Consider the following 24,424-nt stretch of genomic DNA (forward strand, 5'->3'; position numbering starts at 1 on the left):
AAAACGTCTTTTACAGGTTAAGGTTCAAGTCCTGGGCCGCCACATGAATTATAAGGAACACATACTAATTTATCGCCTATAAAACACATTCTAACACAGTTTGAACCACCAAGAATTGATTTTAAATCTGCTTTTGTAAGTTTTTTTAGATTTTTCATATTAAATTATTTAATGTAAAAGTAAATTTCGTAAATATTTATTACACTATTTAAAAATTAATATCTTTTAACATAGGGACAGATATTCTGGTAGCGGTTTGGAAATGGAACAATCAATATGAAATTTTAAAGTGAGGTAAGAGAGACTGTAGTACTTTAATCAAAAATTTTGGTAAATATAGTAGTGTAAAAACTACGCCATGAATCAAAGCAAACTATAACGATTGAAAATATAGAATCAATCTTTAAAGGAGATCTAAATATCCAGACAAAATACCGGCTATTCTATAACTACAGTAAAGTTCACAAGGGAGTGGTGAAATTAAAATTGAATATTGTATTATTTCGGATAGAACGTTTTTTAATTTCTTAATTTTGATGAATGTTCAAAATTGAGCGTAACAGAAATTTGTAGTGACTTAAAATGATTAAAGAATTTTCATATAAAAAATTTGGTAAGCTGGAATTCAGCAAAACCTCAGCTCAGAACGATTCCCTGAATAAAATACGCGAGCATATTAAAGTCCTGTTTATCCCAAAAAATGCAATCATCCAGGTCGACTTTCAGGAGATAGCCATGAAAACCGATGCCTTATTGTTTATTAATCCACATGTGATTTTAAAGCCCTGTGAAACTATAGGTGGACAACTGATGCATTTTAACAAAGATTTTTATTGTGTAGAAATTCACGATCATGAAGTTGCCTGTGATGGTATTTTATACAATAATGTATTTGAGATCCCTTTTATCAATTTAAACGAAGAGCAGTCTGTTGAGATCCAAAAGATCATAAGCGATATTCAGTTTGAACTGGGGAACGAAGATTCTAGTACTGAAGAGATGCTGAGAACATTGTTAAAACTGATTATATTAAAATCGACAAGAATCTGGAAGCAGCAGCACGAATTATCTGACAGCGTGCAGCAGGCTGACGTACAGTTTTTGCGGAAATTCAGCAAATTGGTTGAACAGCATTTTAAAACGCATCACACGGTGGCCGACTATGCTGACATACTCTGTATTACACCAAAGAACCTCAGCAAAAAAATAAGCATGGTCAGTAAAGAAACGCCAAATGATATTATAAAAAACCGGATAATTCTGGAAAGCAAGCGCCTTTTAGCACATACCACCATGAATGTGAAAGAGGTTGCCTACAGCCTGAATTACGACGACGATGCGTACTTTGTCCGTTTTTTCACAAAACATACCGGAATATCACCAACGAACTTTAGAAAACAGTTTAAATAGAGCGTTATCAAATAATGCAAAAAGCACAACCTGTTGGGTTGTGCTTTTTGCATTATTATACCCTTTCGAACAGTAGATAATGCTATCTGACACCAAATAACCTTCGTCGGGGGAAAAAGTGCAATTCAAAGCGAAAACCATCCATTGATGGGCCCCTGAATTTACCCCAACTTTGCAATATCAAAATAAAACAACATTAAATAATAAAGACATGAACAAGTTTACAGTAAAAGATGGAACAGAAATTTATTTCAAAGATTTAGGTGAAGGACAGCCGATATTTTTTCACCATGGATGGCCATTATCATCCGATGACTGGGATGCTCAGATGATGTTTTTCCTTGAAAAAGGATTTAGAGTAATCTCCCATGATAGAAGAGGTCACGGAAGATCCACTCAAACCTATAAGGGAAATGACATGGATACTTATGCAGCTGATGTTGCAGAACTGGTAGAATTCCTGGATCTAAGGGATGTTATCCATGTAGGGCATTCAACAGGTGGTGGCGAGGCGATCAGGTATGCCGCCCAATATGGGAAAGACCGGGTCTCCAAAGTGGTTTTGATCAGCGCAATTACACCTTATATGATTGCTGACGACAATAATCCGGAAGGGGTGCCACTTGCAGTTTTTGACGATATCCGCCATAATACACGTCATAACAGACAACAGTTCTACCAGGATCTTACAGTTCCTTTCTATGGCTACAATAGGGAAGATGCGGTTATTAAAAAAGGAATACAGGACAACTGGTGGAGACAGGGAATGATGGGTGGTATCAAGGCGCAGTATGACTGTATCAAAGTATTTTCGGAGACCGATTTTACTGAAGATCTAAAAAGTGTAGAAATACCTGTGTTGGTATTGCATGGTGACGATGATCAAATTGTGCCTTATGCAACCACAGCCGTTAAAGCCGCTGAGCTTTTGAAAAACAGCAAGCTGATCATTTATCCGGGCTTCTCCCACGGAATGCCCACTATTAATGCCGATGTCATCAACGAGGATATTCTATCATTTATAAACGGATAAAATTAAAAGAGGTAAAAAGTGCAATTCAAAGCGAAAGCCGTCCATTGTAAGGGCTGATAATTAAGATCAACTTTGTACTATCAAACAGAATAAACAATAATAAATATTTAAAGAACATGAAAAATTTAATTTTAGCACTCGTATTATTTACAACATTAATTTCAAATACAGTTTTATCACAAACGAAGAGAACACCTGCATCCTATGGCAGAGAAGAATATATTGAAGTAGAGAAAAATGTGAAACTGCATGTGACCGACCTTGGTGAGGGAGAACCTATTGTCTTGATCCACGGATGGCCCTTGAGTGACGCCATGTACGAATATCAGTATGCCGATTTTATTCAAAAAGGTTACCGGGTGATTGGTATTACATTGAGGGGATTCGGATTATCAGATAAACCGGGCGGCAAATATAATTATGACGTATTTGCAGATGATATCAAGGTGGTATTAGACAAATTGGATATTAAGAATGCTACAATTGGTGGATTTTCTATGGGTGGTGCTACCGTGATTCACTATGTAGCCAAATATAATGCGGCTCACGTTTCCAAGATGGCACTATTTGGCGCGGCAGCACCAATCTGGACAAAGCGTGCAGACTTTAATTATGGCCTGTGGACCAAAGAAGATGTTAATGGTTTGATCAATCTTAACAACACCAACCGTCCGGAGCTATTTGCAACATTCGGAAAGATATTTCCAGCTAATAAAACCAGCGTTTCTCAAGGTCATGGCACTTGGTTGGGAGGTATCCAGGCTCAGGCATCACCTTATGCAATGGCTGAAGGGTTGAAAACTCTGAGAGATAGTGATCTACGTAATGATTTGAAGAAAATAACAATTCCTACTTTGATCCTGCACGGTAAATTGGATAAAATCTGCTCTTATGATCTTGCAGAACAGATGAATGCCTTACTAAAAAATTCAACACTAGTTCCTTTCGAAAAAAGCGGCCATGCCCTATTTATCGAAGAGTTGGATAAATTTAATGGTGAATTACTGAACTTTATTAAAAAATAAGAAAAAATAAAGAATAAGGTCAGTTGCTAAAAACTGACCTTTTTTTAAACCTTTCGAGATGAACAAATCAATAATATTGCTGCTGTCACTTACTCTCATGTCCTGCAATGTAGAAAAAAATATAAAAATTAGTAATCATACGGATCTTCCCAAAGCTATTGGTCCATATAGCCATTCGACGAGTTATGATAATCTTATTTTTGTATCGGGACAGATAGGCTTAGATAAAAATACGAACAGCTTAAAAAATGGAATTGAAGAACAAACTGTCCAGATTATGGAAAATCTGAAGATTATACTTCAAAATAATCAATCAGATCTCCAGCATATTACTAAGACAACAATATTTTTGACAGACATGAAGAATTTTGAAACAATCAATCAAATATATGGCCGATATTTTCACGGCCGTTTTCCGGCAAGGAGCACAATTGAGGTGGTTTCATTACCAAGGAATGCTGAAGTTGAGATAGAATGTATAGCCGTCAAAAGATGATGAGTTATAATGAAAAATTAGTTAGAAAATAAGATGTAGTCCATACGACAAAAACGGTATGATCATCCATACCCATAGTGGAATAGTTCAAGGTTTTCAATTTCTTTGAAGTTCTGGTTTCCGGTATCATAGACATTCAGTATTAATGGGAGAACACCGTTTACTGTTTCCAGGTCCGAGATTCCTTTTAAATGTAAAATTGCAACGTTGCGGACATGGAAACGCACAAGCTTCCTTCTTTATTTCCAAATTTATTGATGATCTTATTAAGCCGGTGTTCACCATCGGTAAGTTTGGTGGTATCAAGATTAAAAATAGGAGTTTGATAGTATAGTTTTAAGCTCAAACATCTGAATCACTTTTAGCAACATTGTTAGTTTTGGCTACAACAAAGCTATTTTTGGATACATTTAGGGGCATAAGAACCCTGAACTTTGCTTCATAAATAATAATAGACATGAAAGTATTTGTTACAGGCGCTACAGGTTTCGTAGGAACAGCTGTAGTACAGGAATTATTAGGAGCTGGTCACGATGTTCTCGGACTTGCACGGTCGGAAGAATCTGCAAAAAAATTAATTGAGGCAGGAGCAGAGCCCCACTATGGTGATCTTACTGATTTTGAACGTCTGAAATCGGGGGCTAAAGCCGCTGATGCCGTTATACACTTAGGATTTGTTCATGATTTTGGGCGTTTTCAGGAAATGTGTGAATTGGATAAGGAAGTGATCAATGCCATAGGAGATACTCTGGTCGGTACGGACAAGCCCTTTTTCATTACTTCTGGCACTGCCCTTTTTTCAAAAGATGGTATTACAACAGAGCAGGACCGCAGTGTCAATCACCCCCATCCGAGAATTGCAACTGAAAATGCCGCGGACGATCAGGTCGCAAAAGGCGTGCGTGTTGCCGTTATTAGATTATCTCCATCTGTGCATGGTGAAGGTGATAAAATCGGCTTTGTTCCGCTATTTGTTAAAATTGCAAGGGAAAAAGGTGTCTCAGCGATCATTGGCGATGGAATTAACCGTTGGCCAGCTGTGCATCTACTTGATGCGGCAAGGCTCTACCGATTGGCGCTGGAAAAACCATTTGCCAGTGGAACCAGGTATCATGCAGTATCCGAAGAGGGGATTGAGCTTAAGGCAGTAGCCGCTGAAATTGCAGAGCGTTTAAATATTCCAGTGATCTCCCTAAATTCCCTGGAAGCTGAGCAACATTTTTCTTGGTTTACGCATTTTGCAAAGCTTGATAACCCGAGTTCAAGTGAATGGACAAGGAAAGCGCTGGACTGGAATCCGTTACATCCAACTCTACTGGAAGATTTAAAAGGTTTGTATTATTTTTCGGAACTCCGATAATTTGTAATTTTGTTTCCTATCCATTAAAATATAAAAGCAGGTGAAACCATGTCCGATAATAAACCCATTCGAATAAAAACCATTTCCGATTTTCACAAACTGCGCGGTCTCCCGGGGCCGAAGCATCCGCAGATCAGTGTGATCAATTTTGAAGATATGACCGAGCCTTCAAAGGTCGGAAAACAGATCCTGCTGTTTGATTTTTATATGATTTCGGTAAAACGTGATATGGACCACAAGTACAGATATGGACAGAATGATTATGATTTTGATGAAGGCGTGATGTTCTGCATGGCCCCACATCAGGTTTTAAGTGTAATACGTGAAGAACAAGGTAAGAATCCTTCCGGATGGATGCTGATGATCCATCCGGACTTTCTTTGGAATACGGCGCTGTCCGCTTCGATCAAAAGATATGAATTTTTTGATTATTCGGTGAATGAAGCGTTGTTCCTATCAGAAGACGAGGAACAAAAAATGCAGCAGATCATCGCAAATATTAAGCAGGAATATCAGGGCAATATAGACCAGTTCAGCCAAAATATTATCATTTCTCAACTGGAGACGCTGTTTAATTATTCAGAGCGTTTTTATCAGCGTCAATTTATAACACGAAAGAAAGCCAGCCATCAGTTTTTGGAGAAGCTGGAAAATTTCCTTTCGGATTATTTTGAAGGAAAAAATATCATAGAAAATGGTCTACCTACGGTGCAGCTGCTTTCCGAAAAGCTGAATATGTCTCCACAATACATGCGGGGACTGCTCAAATCGCTGACAGGACAAACCACGCAACAGATCATCCATGAAAAGTTAATCGAAAAAGCCAAAGAGAAACTTTCTACAACTGAACTTACCATAAGTGAGATCGCCTATGAACTGGGTTTTGAGCACCCCCAGTCATTCAATAAACTGTTTAAAGCCAAAACCAATTTTTCACCGCTTGAGTTCAGGAATTCATTCAATTGAGTTCGTATTTATGGTTCTCATTCCATATTTTGATCATGTTCTCGACCAAATCAAAAAGTTGACTCAGTGAATTTGATATATTTTCTTTGATTTCATTGAAAGGGTTAATCCGATCCCTTTACAAACCTGATATTTACTTCTTTTAAATAAAACAATCTTTTACAAATGAAAATTCATATTGAGTAGGCGTAACCACTATCCTTAGTAAATGGGTTCTACTGTAAAAACGTCACAGATATCGCTCCGGGCAGGGGAAGAAACCTATCTGTATCACAGGAGTATCATAGTGTAACTAATTATTACTTTGCTATTGGATGGAGTACCACAATTTTATCATAATTGATATCTTCGTCGAGTTCCTTATTAAAACAGTCATAGTCCATCACCGCTTTTTCCAGAGCCATTAAATAAATGGTTTAATAATTTATGCTATATCTGTCAACCTAATTATCTTTCCATCAGCTGAAAACTCAAAAACAGACTTTCCTTTTAATGTAATTTCATCACCTTTTTTTGGGCCATTCGCAAAGTCCATTGCCGCGATTGCCCTGTAACTAATAGATATCTCAGTGGAATCGATACTGTGAATCACGGTCTCGATGGTTTGATGTCTTTCACTGAAATAAGAGAGCGCGTCGATGGCCTGTTTTTGAAATTGTTCGACGCCTTGCAGTTCCATTGTTTTTTCACCGTTCATGATGTTGAGGAAAACAATTTTATCATCAAAATCTGCTGTCATTTTTCCCACTTCCATACTGTTATAGGCCTCAACGTACGAGAAGATTTTGTTAGTTCTGTCATTTAGAACTGCTGGCTTCATTAGAGATTGTGCTTTTCTTGTTTCCATATTGATTGATGATTTTTATTATTGATCTACTAAGCATTAAAGATATTTAATTCTTAAGAGATCGTACAATAAAAACTTTATATTGAGTGTGCTTAAATTCTTTGCGTTTCAAAGCCAAAATCTTCCGGATAAAAAAAGACCGGATAAAAAAATAAGCTACTTGTCCGGTAGCCTATTTTGAAAACAGCCTTTTTTGCTTTATTACTTTTAAAGGCTTCTTTTTAAGTTAATTACTTGACGGCAACTGCTTCCAATTCTACTTTTAACGTCTCATAAAGTGCCACAACCTCAACAACAGTTAAGGCCTGCTCTATTTTATGCAGTGCTACCCATTTTTTTAGTATATGGAAATGCGACAGGAACTCGTCAGTAGCTGTGGAATAAACATTAAGTTTTACAATATTGGAGAGTTCATAACCGGCTGTAGAAATTACTTCTTCAAGATTACTGATCGCCTGCAGTAATTGGGATTTCATATCTGCATTGCTTGAAATTCCTTCCTGGTCAATTGCAGCCTGTCCTGAGCAATACAATGTGCTTTGCACGTTACTTACTTCGACAGCTTGGTTATAATTACGCTCTTTTTGCCAAGCCCAGGGATTGATGGTTTTTTTTTCCATGATGTTTGATTTTGTTGATGACATGTGATCTACTTGTTACCCTGCAAAATTGCTGATAACTTTGCTTTCACGCAGTTGACTCAACTCACCATTTTCATGTGATGAAGATCACATCATTGGGACAGGCGACTCAATGTTTCTCTCGATACTCCAAGGTATGCAGCAAGTAGAGATTTGGGAACGCGCTGAACTAATGTGGGATATCTTTTTAGCAACTCGGCATATCTTTGGGAGGTATTGGAAGTCATGGACGAAATAATGCGTTGTTGTGCGGCAATATAGCCAGCGTATGCTTTTTGAAGGAAAAAATGCTCCATCTTAGGAACTGTTTTACAGAGATTCCGATAGTCATCTAAAGAAAGGCACAGCACCTGGGTATCCTCTATACATTCCAGGGACATTGATGCATCGGCCTGCTGATAATATGCCTGAAAATCTGTTTCCCACCAGTCTTCCATGGCGAATCCGACAATAAAGCTTTTGCCGTTATCTTCTGTTAAAACTAACTTAAGCAGACCTTCCAAGATGAAATAATTATATTTTACCGGTTCACCTTGCTGGATCAAAAACTGATGTTTTTTATATTTCTTACTGACGAAGAAAGGAAAAACAAGTTCAGCCTCTTTATCTGTTAAAGGGATTATTTTTTCAATGTGCTTCCTGAGAATATCATACATAACGTTATTCAGAACTTTATCTAAAACGGAGATAACTTGGCTTCACCAAATTTATGGATTATTTATGATATTAACCTCCGCATTATAAGATGACAGGATTATATCAAGTTTACATATTAAAAATGGGCGGTTTCGATAAGCCGACTATATCTATCTGAAATTCAGATAACAATAAGATGCATTAAGATACCTTAAGCGAAGTTAGCTCTCCGTGTTAAAAAAAATGTTACAAACTCGGTTTTTGGGGACAAACGGGGGACAAAACAGATCAAAACGAACCAATGTTCACTAAATTAAAGCAAAATCAAAATTTTTAAGTTGTTGATTTTCAGTTTTTTTTGGTTTATTTCGGTTTATTTCGGTTTGCTCCGTTTTATATGATTACTTTCCGATACAAAAATAGTTATAATTAATTATCAGCAAGTTATATAAAATAGTAACAATGTAGAATCAAATGATTTGAATTTTTAAATTTTCATCAAAATTTCGTCAACTTTCAAGTTACAAAAATATTCATATAGATATTATATAGTAGTATAATTTATCATTGCAAAATTCTGAGCATTTTATCTCCATTACACACACTGCTAAAAATTGTGGAAAATTATTATTTTGAAAAAAGAATACATAGAATTACTTGATACCATTTTAGACATATAGAATAATAAAAGCAATCGCTATCTCTAAGTCTAAGAAATCCGCATTTCTTCTACAATAATTTGCATCATAGTGTTTTTTGCATTCTTATGCTTAGGTGGGTAATCCTTATCTAATTTTAAATTCAAGCAGGAAAAAAATTCCAAAAAAAATGTTGAAGTTTTTAAACATCCAAAAAACATTCACCATACTTTTTAAAGGTGGGGGGGATAGCAAAAACTCGTCTTATACCCTACCCCTAAGACTAATATGGTTACTCTTCCGAGACATCAAAAATAATTTTTAATACGACGACTTTTGTCGTATTACCATAAGAAATTTGAATAAAAGTAAATAAAAATGATGAAATATGTGGAAAACCCCATACTGTGAATAGTTTTTTTTTACTATACTTACGCATTTATTAACAAAATGGTTGAGATTAAACTTATTAATATTGTAAATGGCTAAAGGTAAGATAGATAGCAACTCAGGTGTTCATGCAAATGTAGGCTTCGATTTTCAGAGGAATACATGTGTTTACATTTTCTTAGAAAAATATGAGACATTAAAATTTCAAGATTATTTTATAATGCTTGAACATTATGATGACATTGTTTTTGGTTTTTTAAATGATAAAGGTGAACTGTCACAAGTAACAACTTACCAAGCAAAAAAATCATCTACGGTCTGGACAACAAACCAAGTTTACGAAATCATCCAAAAAATATGTGATATTGGAATTGAAATATTTAAAGACCCATTAAAAAAAACTAAAAATTACATACAGTCACAGCATTTTATTACCAACAATACAATTGCATTAGATTATAAATGCTCGACAAGTAAAAAAACTAAAAAAGTTTACATTAATGAAACTAATGAGTCCATCGCTTACTCTGCACTTAATAAAGACTGTCAAGATAATTTAAAAAAAGGTAATTCTGAGGTTATATTTAACAATGAACAAGCTAATCATTTTGATAACCTTAATTTTACATTTATTGATTTAGGTAGAAATACAAAAAATCAGTTGGAACTTTTAAGTGGTAAATTTAAATCTGTTTTCGGGAAATCAATTGTAGATCATGATGCGGCAAGAGATACATTTATTAAGCGTCTTAAGGAGATTGAAGGTATATTTAATCAGGGAGGTGAGCTCAGACTTGATAATAAGAAAAAAAGAATTGAATCTTCTCAAATTGATGAAATTTTAAAAATATTAACAACAAAAAATTTAGCATTAGAATTTTGTAGAAAAAAAGCGGAAAAAATATGTGAAGAACTTTCGATAAATGTTTATGAAGCAATGTCTTTCGAACTAAACTTTGAAAATAGCTTAGATGAATTTAAAGATTTGACACAAGGTGAACACCAAAAGATAATCCGTTTTATCGAAAATAAAAAAGATACATTTCATAATTTCACTAATGATGTACTTTGTATAAAAGCATTACATGAGTCATTTCTAACCGAACAAAATTCAACTTTAAGTCCACTACAACTAAAAGCATCTATATCTGCAGGATACTTTTTAACACTTATGCAACAATGAAAACATATCTGACGATTAACCAAATATTTATTCATAGTGAAGCCAATAACAAGAGCTTTTATACGAGTTTTGGCAAAAAACTCAATGTAATCTACGGAGCAAATACTGCTGGAAAAAGTACATTGATACAACTAATTTTGTTCACATTCGGTATAAACGATAACAAAGCTAAACTTGCAAAAATATTAGAAGAAAATATTTTCATAAGACTCGATGTTACTGTTAAAAAAAATAATGATACAATCGAATATGTCTTTATAAGAAAAGACGAAACTATTTATATTAAAGATTCAAAATCGGAAAAAGTCTTGACATTTAATGGTATAAGTGGAAATACCTCTGTTGAACATGCGAAATTAAAAGAGTTTTTCAATGAACTTTTAGACTTTAATTTAGTATTAGAATCTAAAAATGGTGTATCTAAAGCTCCCATAGAAACCATTTTCTTACCTTATTATGTTTCTCAAGATGTAGGATGGGTTTACTTGCGGAAATCATTTAGTAATTTGGATTTTTACAAAAATTTTAAAGATGATTTTTTAGATTACTATTTAGGGATTACCAAACTTGAAAACAAAGAACAAAGAAAAAATTTAGAAAACCAGCTTAATGAAAAAAAGTTTCGGTATAATTTTTACGTAAATTTTGAAAGAAAAGACCAAGCAATTATTGCTTCTAAATTGGTTGACGAATCATTTAAGGGAAAAGGGCAGGAATTTATTGATATAATAGCTAAGAGAAAAGAGGATTTGCTACAATATGAAAATAGTTATGTAAAAAAATCCAATCTATTGACTTACAATAATCAAAGACTTTCAGTGATTTCAAAAGTAAGTAGGAATCATAGCAAACAATTTCCTGGAAAAGATAATTGTCCAATATGTCAACAAGTATTACCTAATGATACAAGGCAAATTTACGAGCATTATCAGGAGGAAAATGATACTATCAAAATTAAGCAAAGAATCCAAACAGAGAATAAAAAAATCCAATCTGATTTAAATTCTTTAAACAAAAAAATTAATGAACTAAGAACTGTTTTAGAAGACGATTATCGTAAGCACGTAATTTATTCCAAAAACAATTTAACCCTTGATGAATGGATAAAGACTCAAGCTGACATTAAACTTGAAAACTCAATTCACGAAAATATTGGAATTTTAGCAATTGATATTGATGAAATCAAGGGACAACTCAAAGATTTTAAAAATGATGATGATATTGAAAGTGAAAGATTAGTCAAAAATAAAGCTTTTAAAAAACATTATAATTTGAACAATCAAAAATTAGATGTTTCTATTTTAAATGATAGTAGATTTAACTATGTCTACGAATTATCAAGCTTCCCTTTTCAAGGGGTTGAGTTACATTTAGCTGTCTTAAGTTACCATTTTGCTTTTAATAAAATTATTAATGAGACAGAATCGATACATAGACTTCCCTTCATTTTAGACAGTATTTTTAAAGAAGATTTAGAAGGTAACAGTAAAAAGAAAATTTTGGAATTTATCTGTAATAATCTACCATCTGATACACAAACAATTATTTCAATTGCTGATAATAAAACAAAAGATTCTAAGATTGAAGATTATCGCAAAGAATTTTTTGTAGATAACACAAAACTAATCTGTATCGGAGACTCAACAAGTAAAGAATCTATCCTGAAACCACACGGTCAAGAATTAGATGATATGCTAAATGAGACCTTTGAAATAATGGAATTTTTATAAGATATAGCAAATGTTGAAGAAATTTTCTCATTTTTGCAAACTACAAACAATTAAAACGGTTTAATTATTGATATAAAAAAATCATCTAAAAAGCTATCAGCTATTTTAGAAGACATCAACGAAAAATAATAAGTGTAAAGCTTATTGCTTTGTTAGAAAAATTTGGCGATTTTGAAAACACACGGAGCAAAAGTTAGACACCCACCCTACGGCGTGGGCGTTCTGCTTCTGTGTGTGGGTTACGCCAAATACCTTCTAACAAAGTGTGAATTGCTCACGCTTTATTTTTTGCCTAAACCAAGCATAAAAATTTAATAGAAATGGGTATTTTATTTTCCACAGACACCGTAAGAAGCCTTAATAAAAGGCAAAAATTAGCAATGCTAACAGTCGTAAAAACAATTTCCGACAATGCAACAGATTCAACAAAAAGATTAAATCAACAAAAAATCCTTACAAAGTATCTTTCAACATTCGAGTTGAATGATATTGCTATGTCAAATTATGAGCAACACTTGATAAGAATTGATTTAAGAAGCCTAACCCCGAATCAACGAGATTACTTCATTGTAATGGGTCATGAGTTACTTGGCTCAATTCAAGACAGAAGATTGGAAGACTACAACACTTTATTTGAAGCTTTTCAAAGCTACGGTAATATCACTAGTTCAGAATTTTCAGGCACAATTGAACGCTTACGAGGAAACAGCTATTAATATGAACCGATTATTTACATTCTCTTTTTTGGTAGTCTTTATAGTATCTTGTTCAAGCAATGGTAGAGGCGAACTTGAAATCAATTGGGGAATTGTTGGCTTACTTTCGTTTATTGCACTTGGATATTTTTTAAGCAAAAAGGAAAGAAGAGCCGAAGATGAAACCCGAAATCTTAACGAACAAGTCAGAAATCAAAGAGGAAACCCATTGACACAAAAACTTGTCTTCAATTACAGTAAAATAAAATTCACACACGAAATAACTTTTAAACCGATTCAAATTGCAACAGCTGAGGTTTACAAAGACAGATTTGAAATTACAATTTACCCCTACTCCGCATATTCGGGAACTTACGTTATTGTCAAATCTCAAAAGCAGGGCGACGGAATCCTAAACACTGTTGTCAAAGTTGACGGCGGAAATTTTTCTCAATACAATTCTCAAAAGCCTTGTTTCGTTCACATATCCGAACGAGCAAACATTCTTAAAATATATGATGAAAATCGAATTGGAATAATCTTAAAATTTTAAATACATGAAAAAATTAATTTTTACTTTAATGTTCGCATTACCAACTTTTTATTTCGCACAGGAAGAGAAACCGAAAGAATCACAAACAGCTAAAGAATGTAATTTGCCGAAAGATTTCAAAGAACCAATCAAAAATAACAGATTAAAGAAATTTGTTGCCATTGACAACGGTGTTGATGAAAAAGAGGTAACTATAATCAGAGCGCAAAATGGATTCGGTAGTGGGATTTATACAGCCTGTGTGAAAGGACAACCAATCCAATATCAAAAAATGGGAACAGTTTTTATGAGAGAGGGAAAAAATCCTTTTAGTAACGCAAAATGATACTGCTGTTTTGGAGAGACTGCATTCCGCCATACAAACTGCATTGCGCTTATGATCGTATTCTTACTCTAAAAAGCGTAATGCGAAGGCTCAAAAATTATTATTGCAAAAACAATATGTAAAAAATCGTAAAACCTGCTTATTAAAGCAGGTTTCTTCTTAATAAAACGAATTGTTTCTTTTTTTTTGAATAAGTGTTAATATTTGATATATTTGCTATTATTCATAATATTAAGCGATAAAAAACATAATATTCACAAATAAAATGAGAGAAAATCATTTCTTCGAAAATCAAACTATTTCGTCAAAAATTAAAGCGAGTATAATTTCGGAATACTTCCCAAGCTATTGCAGTATAATAACAAGTAAATATCAGCCTAAACAGATTAGATATATAGACTTATTTGCTGGTCCTGGAGTTTATGAAGACGGAAATCCTTCTACACCTATTTTAATCGGGAAGCATTGTAGTAAAATAGAATTATTAAGACGAAATGTAAAAATGATTTTTAATGATAATTATTATCATGATGCTTTAAAAACAAACTTCAAAAAAGAATTTCCTGAAGGTACTTTTGCTAAATCCATTCATTTTGGAAAAAGTACGGTAGGAGAAAGCACCGCTATCACCGAATTTTTAAAAGCTAACACACATAGTGGGGCAAGAAATAAATCAAAAAATGATTTTCCTTCATTACTTTTTATTGATCCTTTTGGATATAAAGGTATTGAAACGCTTGTTTTAGCTGAATTTCTAAAAAATTGGGGAAATGAAATATTTATTTTCGTCAATACAAAAAGGATTCATCCTGCTTTAGAAAATGATAAGTTTGAAGGATTGATGCAGGATTTGTTTCCTACTACGTTTAAAAAACTTAGAAATGATAGACGCTTTAAAGCTACAGTACCCGAAAAACTAAATTTAATTATTGATAGCTTAGGAGATGAATATAAAACGCATCTTGGACAAAAGGTTTTTTACACAGCTTTTAAATTCCAAGAAGAAGATATTGATGCTACCAGTCATTACATACTACATATAACAAAAGGAGCAAGAGGGTATGACCTAATTAAAACAATCTACAATGATTTTGCAAATGTTGGAACTGTTTTCGACGGAGTTAATACCTACACTTTTGATGCAAAAAAGTATGGAACAGAAATCAATGAACTTTTTGATGAAAAATCAATCAATATTGACAAACTTGCTAACGAACTATTACTAAAGTATAAGAACAAACAGCTATCTGCTAGTCAACTTTTTGATGAACATCAAGTAAGTGGTCTTTACAGTAGATTCCATTACACTGAAGCTTTAAGAAAACTAGTACATCAAAAAAAGGTGAAAGCAATATTTACAGATAATAAAAATCATAAAGTGACAGTTTTAATTTCTAAAGACTGTTTATTAAATTTTAACTAATGGCAAATTCATCAATTGAATGGACTGAAATGACTTGGAATCCTACTACGGGATGCACAAAAATTTCAACAGGTTGTAAATTTTGTTATGCCGAAATCATGACTCGTAGATTGAAGGCTATGGGACAGGAAAAATACAAAGAGGGTTTTAAAATAGTTAAAGCACATCCAGATACTTTAAGTATTCCTTATACTTGGAGAACACCAAAGGTTGTATTTGTAAACTCTATGAGTGATCTTTTTCATAAGGATATTCCAATTGAGTTTATAAAAGATGTATTCAAAGTAATGAACGAAAATCCACAACATGTGTTTCAAGTATTGACAAAAAGAGCAGAACGTCTATTTGAGCTTCATCAAGATCTTAAATGGACTCATAATATTTGGATGGGAGTCTCTGTAGAAAATAAAGATGTAATTGAGCGGATAGATTTTCTTAGGAAAACAAATGCAAAAGTAAAATTTTTATCTCTTGAACCACTGATTGGAAAATTAGAAAATTTGAATCTACAATTTATCGATTGGGTTATTGTTGGTGGTGAAAGTGGACATCGACCTAGACCAATGAAATATGATTGGGTTATTGATATACAGAAACAATGTCAAAATGCTGATGTAGCATTCTTTTTTAAGCAATGGGGAGGTAAGAATAAAAAAGCAGCAGGAAGATTATTAAATGGTAGAACCTATGATGAAATGCCAACTAACAAGGAATAAAAATAGAAAAAATACAAAACCTATAATTAAATAAATAATGAAAAAAAAAATGACATTTCTGTTCTGTCATAGAAAACTAAATCTAATAAAAGACTTTTTAACTTTGCTAGGAGTATTTTGGTTACTTATTGAAGTAACATCCTTTTTTTGGGAATGGTTTAATGAATTTTCTAACAAAAACTTAGGTCTATTTATTTTTATTTTAATACTTACATTACTTATTGCGGTGAAAATAAATTTTCCAAAAAAAGAAATTTCAAGAGAGTTTAAAAATCTAAATAATACTATTGTCAAAATTGAAATTGGTGAACTTTTAAGCAAAGAAGGAAATATTATTATTGGATCAAGTGATTTTTTTGATACTACTACGAATAATACGACCTCTATAAAAAGGCAAATTATTGACAAATTTTTCAATGGAGCAATCCAAAGTTTGGATAGTCAAATAGAAACAAGTTTAAATGCTCAAAACATTCAGGGAACACAAGTTTCAATTAACGAAAAACCAGTTGGAAAAAGAATTAGATATGACATAGGTGAAACTGCCAATTTTTCTATCCCATCAAATATAAATATTCAAGTTTTCATTTCTGCAATATGTAAAATAGTTTACAAAGGAGGAGTTAAAACAAAAGAAGCAGACATTAAAATGCTAACTGAAGCATTAGAAAAAATATGGTTAACTATTAGAAATAATAGCAACAATAAAAACATATATATACCTATACTAGGTGCAGGAATAACAGGTTTGAATATGTCTAAAACAACTATATGTCAGCTCATAATTGTTTCATTTTTAATAAACTCAAAAAATAATAGAATCGGAAAATCATTAAATATTATTATTCCTGAAAGAAATTATGACCCTGAAATGTTTAGCAACTTAGAAATATTTATAAAGTCATTTAGCATATGAAAAGGTTTATATTTTATAGAAATTTTATAATAGTAATTTCAATCATAATAATAATTTTCATATTAATTGTAACTTTTCAATTAATTGATAATGAACCTCAAAGAGTGTATGAAATAGATTTTAATGGTAAACAAGCAGAAATATCTGCCTATGCTTCACTCATAGGAAGTCTTTTAAGTTTTTTATCAATTGCTTTTGTAATATATACTATTATTTATCAAAAAAATGAGAGTATAGTTATTGAAAAGACGAAAGTAACTGATGAAAAAGATGACTTAAAAAAAAGATTGCAATTAGTAGTAAATCACATTGAGTCATTTATTAATTCATTGGAAGAAATGAATAAACAAATTACTATTTATATAGAGAAAGAAAAAAAAGCCCCTTCTCAAGTACACACATTATATTTCAATGTAAATAAAAATTTTTCTAGAATAATCAGTAATGATCCACAAAGTATCTATAATGCTTTAAAAGCTTTAAGTCCTAATCCTAATCAAGATTTTGAAATTTTATTTTCAGAATTATTTAAATATTTGGATTTTTATAATGACCTATTGATTGAACTCAAAAAAAATAATAAAAGCTATAAGAAAGAAAAATTCAAAAAATTGGAAAATTTAGGTGAAGAAATTTTGGATTTATATAATATGAAAGCAGACTTAATAACAAATTACAAAAGAGCTTTTCCAGGAATTCATCATATAAAACCATGGGTTGAAAAAGTCAATAAATCAATCGAAAAATACTATAAATATTTAGAGCATTGTGCTAAAAAAAACGAACAAAATGATATTGATTATTTAAATGAAACTGTGTTTAAAGAATTTATTGAAGGAGCAAATTTTACTATAAAAGCAACTGGTCCAGATGAATATGGAGGAATGGAAATAATGCAAAAACTTTCACAAATTAGAAAACATCTTTATTTTATTAAATCAAATGTATTTGTTTATTTAGAAGATTTAGAACATTACCAAAATGAATACTTAAAAGATGAATCAAATGGAATAGTAGAACTCAAATCAATCAATTCAAAAATTGCTAATTATTTATCATAAAAAGTAGGAAATTACTCCTACTTTTTATTGGTACTTACGCTTTTTATACAATGTCCGTAAACTAACTATCTAATAACTCTCCAAACTTACTATCCATAAGGTCTAACAGTACATTTTTATGTTCCAATAAATTATTTTTATCAAAATATGGATAGACTTTTTTTGATTCAATTTTGAATTTATCGTCATCCAATTCTGACCAAAATTTATGGGCACAATATTTATAAATCTTATTTTTCTTATAATTTGTGAATTGTCTGTTTTCAATATCATCTACGCACATTAGCTTAAATTTCACAAGATTGTATAGTTTATCATATAAGAAAATAAGATTATCTCTATCTTCCAAATCACTTAGCACAAAGATTCCATTTTTATTGAATTCTCTTTTATCTAAAAACTTAACTTCAACTCTCAAAATATTCTCTCCATTACATTGTTGTCTACCTTTGTGGTAAATTTTCAATCTATAATTACCTTTTTCAAATTCTTTATACACTTGTTCATCATTGGGTGGAGGTGATTTTGATGCAGGAAAAAAATCGTAAAGTACACATTCATTAAGAATAAAGTGGTTTAAATCAAAAGGCAATCTTAAATTCAAACCAAATTCTAAACTTTGTGAAATGTGTAGATTTTCAGGAGAAAATTTAATTTGTTCCTCCAAAAAATCAATGGAATTTACAATCGCCGAGCGACTAAAATCATTATAATTCCCATCAATGTTATGCACAAACTTATTATAAAAATGGTGTAAGGAATTGTGAATATATGCACCTTGATTGGTAATTTTTAGTTCCATATTTTCAAATTCCTTTTTGTATGTTTCATACAGAACAGTTTCATTTTTAGTTTTATCAAATCGAGAATAGCTGATTTTTTCGAGATTGTAATTTTCTCTCATAATTTTAAGAATTTCATTTTTATCAGGAAAATATGCTTTAATGTAATCTATCATGTCTGTAAGAATTAAGATTAAACATATTTTCTACTATCAAAGTCACGATTTACCTCGGATTCAATCATTGAAAGGGATTTATATTGTTGTCCAGACATAATCTCTTTCATTAAATCTCTTCTCAACACAAGAAATTTATTTGCAAATTCAGGTTTGTACGCTGGAATTAATCCAGAATTAATTTTATCTCTAACAACCCTTTCATTCATCCCAAGAAGCTCAGCAACCTCTTTTGTGGTTAAAACTTCTTTTGTATGCGCTATACGGCTAACAATATCTAATCTTGTTACATAAGCAGAAAATAGTTTGGTTACTATTTTTTGCACCAATTTTTCGATTATAGAACCGAAATTTTCGTTATGGCTGGATTTCGCCGTCATGATTTGATTTATCATGAAACGGTTACATCAAGAACTTAGCGAGTATGCCAAAAATGAAAAAACTCCTACGTTACCATAGGAGTTTTAAGTATTTGAATTTTAACATATTACAAGATTGATAAAATGCTGTTTGAGTTATCAGCTCAAATTTTATCGGAAAAAGTGAAAAAAAGTGAAAAAATTTGCAAAGGTGGAGTGAGATTTAAGCGATAATTTTTTTCAGTAAGTCAAATATGCTTTCAAGATCAGCCAAAATTTTAAAATTGGTTGACTTTTTTTTGCTTTTAAGTTCTTCTCTTGAAATTTCGGAATCATTTTTAAGAATAAAATAATCAGCCAAAATTTTCCAATGTTCACCTTCTGCATCCTGAATAATTTTATCATCTTCCATTATTTTATAAAATGTAGCCAAAGATGTAATGTCTTTTAGCCAAATGATTTTTGGTAATTCTCTTCTTTTGTTGTCGAAGAGATCATAAACCTGTTCAAAAGTGGTTATCTCAGAAATAAATCCTTTATCTATCAAATTTTGTTTAATGGATTCAACAATTTTTGCTCTTGCCTCTATATCTTTTAAATTCCGATAGTTTTTTCTCGTTGCAAGTTTAAAGGATTGAACTTCTTTTTTAGAAGGATAAACAAGCTTTTTTAAGGCTTCAAAATTTTCAGTTGTAAGATAATCTACAAAATTGGAATAAAAATCTCTAAAAACTTCTAAATAAACTTCCTTAACTGCCATTCCATATTTTGCAAAGACATTTTTCTCTTTTCTAATTGCATCATCTAAATCATAGTAATCATTAAAAAGTAGTTTAGTAAGCTTATTTATATATAAATATTTATTTTTAGATACAATATATTCATGTCTGAGTAATTTCTGAGATTTGACTTTCTCTTCTATTAAAGCATTATACAGTGGCTCAAAAAAGGAAACAGTCTTTAATCCTCCGTTTTTATCTTCAATTTGCATTTTACCTTCAACTTTGTATTCAAATTCATACTCTTTAATATGAATAAAGTAATGATATGCGATAAGATAAAAATAATCTCCTCTGATAAAGATATTTTTAAACATATCAAATCTTTCTATTTGCTCTTCATCAATTTTCAATGTCATTATTGGCAATCTTTCTCTGTCCAAAAAGAAATATTTAAGCCTGAAGAATGGATACATTCCAAAATCAGTAACATCTGTATGACCTTCTTCATAATTTTGAAATAATGATGAAAATGTAAAATCCTCATCTTCAATTGGTAGAAAATTTATCATAACCCTAAAACTATATTTTTAACCGTACTTGCCTTACGACTGTCAACAATTTTTGCGTAAATCTCTGTAGTACTTACATTCTTGTGACCTAGCATCTTAGAAATTAAATAAATATCTGCTCCTGCTTCTAATTGTGCAACAGCATAAGACGTTCTAAAGTTATGAAAAGTAACTTTCTTGTCAATTCCAGCTTTTGACAACCATTTCCTTAGATTATCATTGAGCGAATGATAGGCAATTCTATCAAAAACAAAATCTGTTCTGAATTTTCTATCTCCCATTAGCTTTACAGCTTCTTCCGAAATAGGATGATACTGAAATGCTGAGGTTTTCTTCATCCTGAAATATATATAATCAATTCCTTCTCGATTAGTCACATCAACCCACTGCAAATTATTGATATCACTATACCTTAAACCTGTTAAAAGGGCAAACATGCAATACTTCTTCAATGCTTCATCAGGAAAATCAGTCATAAATAATTTTCTACATTCATCTAAAGTCAAAAAACTTTTCATTGGCTCTTCTTCCTCAATCCAATCTATACGCCCTTTGAAACTTTGAGAAAGATAGTTTTCATCATATGCCATTTCCAAAACCTGTATAAATCTGATAAAATAACTTGCCGCCGAATTTCTACTAATTTTGTGCGTTGTACTTCTTAACTGATAAGCATTAAGTAATTTACTTTTAAAATCCTCTATTAAAGTCTTATTAATATCTTGAAACAGGATATTTCCATAAAATTTTACAAAATGTCCGTAACTCGCATTCCATGCTCCTACAGAACTTGTTGCACTTTCCGCTTTCTCTCTAAAATATTCAGTAAAGACTTTACTTCTATTTTCTGCTAACTCCAAAGATTTTAGCTCGGTTTCTGTATAAATATCAGGCTTTGTAATTTCTTTAAACCTTTTTGCCCTATATAATTCAACCATTTCTAAGGCTTCTTTATTATGAAGTTTTTGAGCAGGAGTTAATGTTAATTTTTTAGGACTACCTTTTTTATCTGTAATAATTTCAACTCTTGATTGCTTTTTACCTTTTGTATCTGTATAATAAACAGCCTCACTCTGAAAATCATTATATAAAAAATAACTGGTCTTTTCATAACGTGTATATTTCCCTGTCTTTCTATTGAAAACAGGCGGATAGAAGTTTAAAGATAAATTACTCTTGTTGCCTTTTACAAGTTTTTTCAGTACTGTGACTTTTTTACCCATTATTGAAGATTGTATTTACTAAGTTTTTAGGAACATAAACATTTTTACCTTTTGGAATTTTCGGGATATTATGTTTTTTGCATAAATGATAAAATGAGCCTGAACTTACTTTAAATGTATTTAAGACTTCATTGATCGTGTAATAATTATCATCACAGAAATATGGTAAATTGTACTGTTTTTCTCCGTTATTTTCAGTTTTTTGCCTAAAGAGTATATCTAAGTCTACTTTCCTAATTCTAACCGCTTTAAAACCCTCTAATTTACTTAATCTACCATCTTTTAACATTCGATAAATTGATGTTCTACTAATATTGAGTAAAAGCATAACTTCTTTGATGGATAAGTAATCTTTCTTTTGAATTTCTTCAATATCATAACCTTTAATTTGCACTTCCAAATCCTTATCACTCGCTAGAATCTTTTCATCACGCTTTCTCTTTTTGTAAAATTTCTTAGCGCAGTCATCAGAGCAACATTGAGTAGTTGTTCTTTTGGCTACAAATCTATTTCCGCAGAATTGACAAATTTTATTGACTTCCATAACAATTAAATTCTCCTCAAAAATGTTTCACATTGTTTCTCTATGTTTCCTGATGTTTCAAAATGTAACATTTTTTAACGATAAAATTACAAATTTTATTCCAAATAAAATTCATAGAAACGAAATAGAAACAAATAGAATGTATATATTTTGCAATATTAAATTTTGAAACAAAACACAATGCACATAAAAAACCCTTTAAACATTGCATTTAAAGGGTTTTTCGTATTATTGTAATTGCAATCTATATACAGTATAAAACGTCGTCTATTTTCCGATACAAAACTTAGAGAAAATATTCCCTAACACTTCATCATTTGTCACTTCACCGGAAATTTCCCCAAGATGCTCCAAAGCATTTCTAAGCTCATACGCCAGTAATTCCGTGGAGATCTGAATAGAAATAGCTTCTTTTACTTTATGAACAGTATCCAGGGACTTTTTTAATGCTTCAAAGTGACGCTGATTGGTAATCACTACATTGTTTTCTTCTGATTTCAAATGTTCAACATAAGAAGACAGCTCATTTTTAAGATCCTGGATATTCTGATTTTCAACAGCAGAAATCTTAATAAAATCGAATTCATGGGAAATGGCGTTTCTGAAAATATCTTCTACTGCTTCATACTTCGCAGGAATTACTTCATCAATTTTAGTGGCGCAGATAATCAGTTTAAGTTCATCTCTTAGAAGGGACCTGATCATTTCAATGTCTTCCGAAAAATCTTCAGTAGCGGCATCAGTGAGGTATACCAGAATATTGGCATTCTCTACTTTTTCTTTAGCTTTTTTTACTCCGATAGCTTCAATTTCATCCACGGTTTCGCGAAGTCCGGCAGTGTCGATCAGGCGGAAGGCATGTCCTTTAATATGAAGCACCTCTTCAATTGTATCGCGGGTAGTTCCCGCAATATTGCTTACAATGGCCCTTTCTTCTTTTAACAGAGCATTGAGCAGTGTGGATTTTCCGGCATTCGGTTTTCCGATGATCGCAACTGCCGTTCCGTTTTTAATAGCATTTCCGTATTGGAAGCTCTCAATAAGGGAATTTAATTTCAGTTCAATCTTATCCAGTAAGCTGCTCAGGGCACTTCTGTCTGCAAATTCCACATCCTCTTCAGCAAAATCCAGCTCCAGTTCAATTAAAGAAACGAAGTTCAGGAGATCAGTTCTTAATAATGAAATTTCGTTGGTAATGCCCCCTTTCAATTGGTTAATAGCCACCTTTCTGGAAGCTTCGTTTTCAGAGGCGATTACATCTGCAATAGCTTCTGCCTGAGACAGGTCTATTCTTCCGTTAATAAAGGCACGGAGGGTAAACTCCCCGGCTTTAGCCATTCTGGCTCCGTTTTTAATGAGGGTTTCAAGAATCCGTTTACCAATGTGCGGAGAACCATGAAAGGCAATTTCTACAGAATTTTCTGTAGTGAAACTTTTCGGAGCCAGGAAAATGGAAAGCATTACTTCATCAATAGCTTCTTCTCCATCCATGAAATAACCATAATGAATGGTATGGGATTTCTGTTTATCCAGGTTTTTAGCTGGAAAACTTTTCTGAACTACAGGTAAAGCTTCATTTCCTGAAACCCGGATAATGCCTAAAGCACCGATTCCGTTGGCGGTTGCCAGTGCGCAGATGGTATCGTTATTCATATTGCAAATTTAAGCTTTTTAATATAAATTTTTGCACAGACGTGTCATACAGACACTGTCACTTTTATTGGAATATATCAGTAAGTATTATAGACCTGATTGTACTTCAAATCAGGTGTATCCTGAATTCTTTACAATCCTATTAATGTCTATTGAAAATTCAAATAACAACAAGAGATAATGTAAATGATAGCACAATAAGCTTCTTATAAAACTCCTGTTTTACTATTCTCCTGTTGTTGAATATTGTTTTGCAAATCCAGGTTTGACAGCCAAAATTTAACTAATGAATAACAATTTGGTATGCTAATCGCAGGTAAGGCCCGATAATGTTAAAATATTAAATATTTTT

Annotated in this window: 26 protein-coding genes; 15 read left to right on the top strand and 11 right to left on the bottom strand. The window is 32.1% G+C overall.

The features are described from left to right. Positions 1–17: 17 nt before the first annotated feature. Positions 18–158, bottom strand: a complete 141-nt coding sequence (locus tag DRF59_RS20655) for a bacteriocin-like protein (protein WP_123873658.1) — start codon at positions 156–158, stop codon at positions 18–20. Positions 159–582: 424 nt separating this feature from the next. Between DRF59_RS20655 and DRF59_RS06680 the strand changes: the two genes are divergently transcribed. The 4 genes from DRF59_RS06680 to DRF59_RS06695 all read left to right on the top strand — a co-directional run bounded on the left by DRF59_RS06680 (position 583) and on the right by DRF59_RS06695 (position 3,964). After that, positions 583–1,410, top strand: coding sequence for a helix-turn-helix domain-containing protein (locus tag DRF59_RS06680; protein WP_115958014.1), 828 nt, complete (start codon positions 583–585; stop codon positions 1,408–1,410). Positions 1,411–1,621: 211 nt separating this feature from the next. Continuing rightward, positions 1,622–2,443 carry an alpha/beta fold hydrolase gene (locus DRF59_RS06685; RefSeq protein WP_115958016.1) on the top strand — a complete coding sequence of 274 codons (822 nt, stop codon included), beginning with the start codon at positions 1,622–1,624 and terminating at the stop codon, positions 2,441–2,443. A gap of 116 nt (positions 2,444–2,559) precedes the next feature. Beyond that, the gene (locus tag DRF59_RS06690; protein ID WP_115958018.1) at positions 2,560–3,468 is read left to right on the top strand and encodes an alpha/beta fold hydrolase; all 909 of its coding nucleotides are present in this window, start codon (positions 2,560–2,562) and stop codon (positions 3,466–3,468) included. A gap of 58 nt (positions 3,469–3,526) precedes the next feature. Then, positions 3,527–3,964: a Rid family detoxifying hydrolase gene (locus DRF59_RS06695; RefSeq protein ID WP_241505491.1), complete on the top strand. Its 438-nt coding sequence runs from the start codon at positions 3,527–3,529 to the stop codon at positions 3,962–3,964. 187 nt (positions 3,965–4,151) lie between these two features. On the opposite strand, the gene DRF59_RS20720 is transcribed toward DRF59_RS06695, so the two are convergent. Continuing rightward, the gene (locus tag DRF59_RS20720) at positions 4,152–4,310 is read right to left on the bottom strand and encodes a hypothetical protein (RefSeq protein WP_157967437.1); all 159 of its coding nucleotides are present in this window, start codon (positions 4,308–4,310) and stop codon (positions 4,152–4,154) included. A gap of 111 nt (positions 4,311–4,421) precedes the next feature. Between DRF59_RS20720 and DRF59_RS06700 the strand changes: the two genes are divergently transcribed. Further along, positions 4,422–5,324: an SDR family oxidoreductase gene (locus DRF59_RS06700; protein WP_115958022.1), complete on the top strand. Its 903-nt coding sequence runs from the start codon at positions 4,422–4,424 to the stop codon at positions 5,322–5,324. A 48-nt stretch (positions 5,325–5,372) separates the two neighbouring features. Further along, positions 5,373–6,290 carry a helix-turn-helix domain-containing protein gene (locus DRF59_RS06705; protein WP_115958024.1) on the top strand — a complete coding sequence of 306 codons (918 nt, stop codon included), beginning with the start codon at positions 5,373–5,375 and terminating at the stop codon, positions 6,288–6,290. Between the two features lie 424 nt (positions 6,291–6,714). Here DRF59_RS06705 and DRF59_RS06710 read toward each other — a convergent pair whose 3' ends face one another. From DRF59_RS06710 to DRF59_RS06720, 3 genes are all read right to left on the bottom strand, one after another. Then, entirely contained in the window at positions 6,715–7,137 is a 423-nt protein-coding gene (locus DRF59_RS06710) for a nuclear transport factor 2 family protein (protein WP_115958026.1), read from the bottom strand. Positions 7,138–7,367: 230 nt separating this feature from the next. Continuing rightward, positions 7,368–7,757, bottom strand: a complete 390-nt coding sequence (locus tag DRF59_RS06715) for a RidA family protein (protein WP_115958209.1) — start codon at positions 7,755–7,757, stop codon at positions 7,368–7,370. 113 nt (positions 7,758–7,870) lie between these two features. Then, entirely contained in the window at positions 7,871–8,434 is a 564-nt protein-coding gene (locus DRF59_RS06720) for a Crp/Fnr family transcriptional regulator (protein ID WP_115958028.1), read from the bottom strand. 1,099 nt (positions 8,435–9,533) lie between these two features. Here DRF59_RS06720 and DRF59_RS06725 point away from each other — a divergent pair. From DRF59_RS06725 to DRF59_RS06760, 9 genes are all read left to right on the top strand, one after another. Then, a complete protein-coding gene (locus DRF59_RS06725) occupies positions 9,534–10,625 on the top strand; it encodes a hypothetical protein (protein ID WP_115958030.1) in 1,092 nt (363 codons plus the stop codon). Beyond that, complete coding sequence (locus DRF59_RS06730; protein ID WP_115958032.1) at positions 10,622–12,355, top strand: ATP-binding protein; 1,734 nt, start codon at positions 10,622–10,624, stop codon at positions 12,353–12,355. The genes DRF59_RS06725 and DRF59_RS06730 overlap by 4 nt, the downstream gene beginning before the upstream one ends. Before the next feature lie 320 nt (positions 12,356–12,675). Further along, positions 12,676–13,071, top strand: coding sequence for a hypothetical protein (locus DRF59_RS20660; RefSeq protein WP_123873659.1), 396 nt, complete (start codon positions 12,676–12,678; stop codon positions 13,069–13,071). Between the two features lies 1 nt (position 13,072). Continuing rightward, positions 13,073–13,603 carry a hypothetical protein gene (locus tag DRF59_RS06735; RefSeq protein WP_123873660.1) on the top strand — a complete coding sequence of 177 codons (531 nt, stop codon included), beginning with the start codon at positions 13,073–13,075 and terminating at the stop codon, positions 13,601–13,603. A 4-nt stretch (positions 13,604–13,607) separates the two neighbouring features. Continuing rightward, positions 13,608–13,928 (top strand): hypothetical protein, encoded by a 321-nt coding sequence (locus DRF59_RS06740; protein WP_115958037.1) that lies wholly within the window; start codon positions 13,608–13,610, stop codon positions 13,926–13,928. A 265-nt stretch (positions 13,929–14,193) separates the two neighbouring features. Continuing rightward, the gene (gene tcmP, locus DRF59_RS06745) at positions 14,194–15,351 is read left to right on the top strand and encodes a three-Cys-motif partner protein TcmP (RefSeq protein WP_115958039.1); all 1,158 of its coding nucleotides are present in this window, start codon (positions 14,194–14,196) and stop codon (positions 15,349–15,351) included. Beyond that, positions 15,351–16,067: a DUF5131 family protein gene (locus DRF59_RS06750; RefSeq protein WP_115958041.1), complete on the top strand. Its 717-nt coding sequence runs from the start codon at positions 15,351–15,353 to the stop codon at positions 16,065–16,067. Before tcmP ends, DRF59_RS06750 begins: the two co-directional genes overlap by 1 nt. A 37-nt stretch (positions 16,068–16,104) precedes the next feature. Next, positions 16,105–16,983, top strand: coding sequence for a macro domain-containing protein (locus DRF59_RS06755; protein WP_115958043.1), 879 nt, complete (start codon positions 16,105–16,107; stop codon positions 16,981–16,983). Then, positions 16,980–18,044 (top strand): hypothetical protein, encoded by a 1,065-nt coding sequence (locus tag DRF59_RS06760; RefSeq protein WP_115958045.1) that lies wholly within the window; start codon positions 16,980–16,982, stop codon positions 18,042–18,044. The genes DRF59_RS06755 and DRF59_RS06760 overlap by 4 nt, the downstream gene beginning before the upstream one ends. A gap of 61 nt (positions 18,045–18,105) precedes the next feature. On the opposite strand, the gene DRF59_RS06765 is transcribed toward DRF59_RS06760, so the two are convergent. From DRF59_RS06765 to mnmE, 6 genes are all read right to left on the bottom strand, one after another. After that, entirely contained in the window at positions 18,106–19,002 is an 897-nt protein-coding gene (locus DRF59_RS06765; protein WP_115958047.1) for a hypothetical protein, read from the bottom strand. Positions 19,003–19,019: 17 nt separating this feature from the next. Next, positions 19,020–19,397: a helix-turn-helix domain-containing protein gene (locus tag DRF59_RS06770; RefSeq protein ID WP_115958049.1), complete on the bottom strand. Its 378-nt coding sequence runs from the start codon at positions 19,395–19,397 to the stop codon at positions 19,020–19,022. 187 nt (positions 19,398–19,584) lie between these two features. Then, complete coding sequence (locus DRF59_RS06775; protein ID WP_115958051.1) at positions 19,585–20,652, bottom strand: hypothetical protein; 1,068 nt, start codon at positions 20,650–20,652, stop codon at positions 19,585–19,587. Continuing rightward, complete coding sequence (locus tag DRF59_RS06780; RefSeq protein ID WP_115958053.1) at positions 20,649–21,875, bottom strand: tyrosine-type recombinase/integrase; 1,227 nt, start codon at positions 21,873–21,875, stop codon at positions 20,649–20,651. Before DRF59_RS06780 ends, DRF59_RS06775 begins: the two co-directional genes overlap by 4 nt. Then, complete coding sequence (locus DRF59_RS06785; RefSeq protein ID WP_115958055.1) at positions 21,868–22,419, bottom strand: helix-turn-helix domain-containing protein; 552 nt, start codon at positions 22,417–22,419, stop codon at positions 21,868–21,870. Before DRF59_RS06785 ends, DRF59_RS06780 begins: the two co-directional genes overlap by 8 nt. Positions 22,420–22,686: 267 nt before the next feature. Then, positions 22,687–24,072 (bottom strand): tRNA uridine-5-carboxymethylaminomethyl(34) synthesis GTPase MnmE, encoded by a 1,386-nt coding sequence (gene mnmE, locus DRF59_RS06790; protein WP_115958057.1) that lies wholly within the window; start codon positions 24,070–24,072, stop codon positions 22,687–22,689. Between the last annotated feature and the right edge of the window lie 352 nt (positions 24,073–24,424).

Origin of the sequence: Chryseobacterium flavum, from assembly GCF_003385595.1 — a bacterium.
GTDB lineage: Bacteria > Bacteroidota > Bacteroidia > Flavobacteriales > Weeksellaceae > Chryseobacterium > Chryseobacterium flavum.

What these genes read in the sequence shown, in the direction of transcription:
- DRF59_RS06750 (WP_115958041.1), top strand. Translation starts at nt 15,351, where the DNA reads ATGGCAAATTCATCAATTGAATGGACTGAAATGACTTGGAATCCTACT.
- DRF59_RS20655 (WP_123873658.1), bottom strand. Translation starts at nt 158, where the DNA reads ATGAAAAATCTAAAAAAACTTACAAAAGCAGATTTAAAATCAATTCTT.
- DRF59_RS06775 (WP_115958051.1), bottom strand. Translation starts at nt 20,652, where the DNA reads ATGATAAATTTTCTACCAATTGAAGATGAGGATTTTACATTTTCATCA.
- DRF59_RS06720 (WP_115958028.1), bottom strand. Translation starts at nt 8,434, where the DNA reads ATGTATGATATTCTCAGGAAGCACATTGAAAAAATAATCCCTTTAACA.
- DRF59_RS06700 (WP_115958022.1), top strand. Translation starts at nt 4,422, where the DNA reads ATGAAAGTATTTGTTACAGGCGCTACAGGTTTCGTAGGAACAGCTGTA.
- tcmP (WP_115958039.1), top strand. Translation starts at nt 14,194, where the DNA reads ATGAGAGAAAATCATTTCTTCGAAAATCAAACTATTTCGTCAAAAATT.
- DRF59_RS06685 (WP_115958016.1), top strand. Translation starts at nt 1,622, where the DNA reads ATGAACAAGTTTACAGTAAAAGATGGAACAGAAATTTATTTCAAAGAT.
- DRF59_RS06765 (WP_115958047.1), bottom strand. Translation starts at nt 19,002, where the DNA reads ATGATAGATTACATTAAAGCATATTTTCCTGATAAAAATGAAATTCTT.
- DRF59_RS06715 (WP_115958209.1), bottom strand. Translation starts at nt 7,757, where the DNA reads ATGGAAAAAAAAACCATCAATCCCTGGGCTTGGCAAAAAGAGCGTAAT.
- DRF59_RS06760 (WP_115958045.1), top strand. Translation starts at nt 16,980, where the DNA reads ATGAAAAGGTTTATATTTTATAGAAATTTTATAATAGTAATTTCAATC.
- DRF59_RS06725 (WP_115958030.1), top strand. Translation starts at nt 9,534, where the DNA reads ATGGCTAAAGGTAAGATAGATAGCAACTCAGGTGTTCATGCAAATGTA.
- DRF59_RS06785 (WP_115958055.1), bottom strand. Translation starts at nt 22,419, where the DNA reads ATGGAAGTCAATAAAATTTGTCAATTCTGCGGAAATAGATTTGTAGCC.
- DRF59_RS06710 (WP_115958026.1), bottom strand. Translation starts at nt 7,137, where the DNA reads ATGGAAACAAGAAAAGCACAATCTCTAATGAAGCCAGCAGTTCTAAAT.
- DRF59_RS06735 (WP_123873660.1), top strand. Translation starts at nt 13,073, where the DNA reads ATGAACCGATTATTTACATTCTCTTTTTTGGTAGTCTTTATAGTATCT.
- DRF59_RS06730 (WP_115958032.1), top strand. Translation starts at nt 10,622, where the DNA reads ATGAAAACATATCTGACGATTAACCAAATATTTATTCATAGTGAAGCC.
- DRF59_RS06770 (WP_115958049.1), bottom strand. Translation starts at nt 19,397, where the DNA reads ATGATAAATCAAATCATGACGGCGAAATCCAGCCATAACGAAAATTTC.
- DRF59_RS06690 (WP_115958018.1), top strand. Translation starts at nt 2,560, where the DNA reads ATGAAAAATTTAATTTTAGCACTCGTATTATTTACAACATTAATTTCA.
- mnmE (WP_115958057.1), bottom strand. Translation starts at nt 24,072, where the DNA reads ATGAATAACGATACCATCTGCGCACTGGCAACCGCCAACGGAATCGGT.
- DRF59_RS06780 (WP_115958053.1), bottom strand. Translation starts at nt 21,875, where the DNA reads ATGGGTAAAAAAGTCACAGTACTGAAAAAACTTGTAAAAGGCAACAAG.
- DRF59_RS06705 (WP_115958024.1), top strand. Translation starts at nt 5,373, where the DNA reads ATGTCCGATAATAAACCCATTCGAATAAAAACCATTTCCGATTTTCAC.
- DRF59_RS06680 (WP_115958014.1), top strand. Translation starts at nt 583, where the DNA reads ATGATTAAAGAATTTTCATATAAAAAATTTGGTAAGCTGGAATTCAGC.
- DRF59_RS06755 (WP_115958043.1), top strand. Translation starts at nt 16,105, where the DNA reads ATGAAAAAAAAAATGACATTTCTGTTCTGTCATAGAAAACTAAATCTA.
- DRF59_RS20660 (WP_123873659.1), top strand. Translation starts at nt 12,676, where the DNA reads ATGGGTATTTTATTTTCCACAGACACCGTAAGAAGCCTTAATAAAAGG.
- DRF59_RS06740 (WP_115958037.1), top strand. Translation starts at nt 13,608, where the DNA reads ATGAAAAAATTAATTTTTACTTTAATGTTCGCATTACCAACTTTTTAT.
- DRF59_RS06695 (WP_241505491.1), top strand. Translation starts at nt 3,527, where the DNA reads ATGAACAAATCAATAATATTGCTGCTGTCACTTACTCTCATGTCCTGC.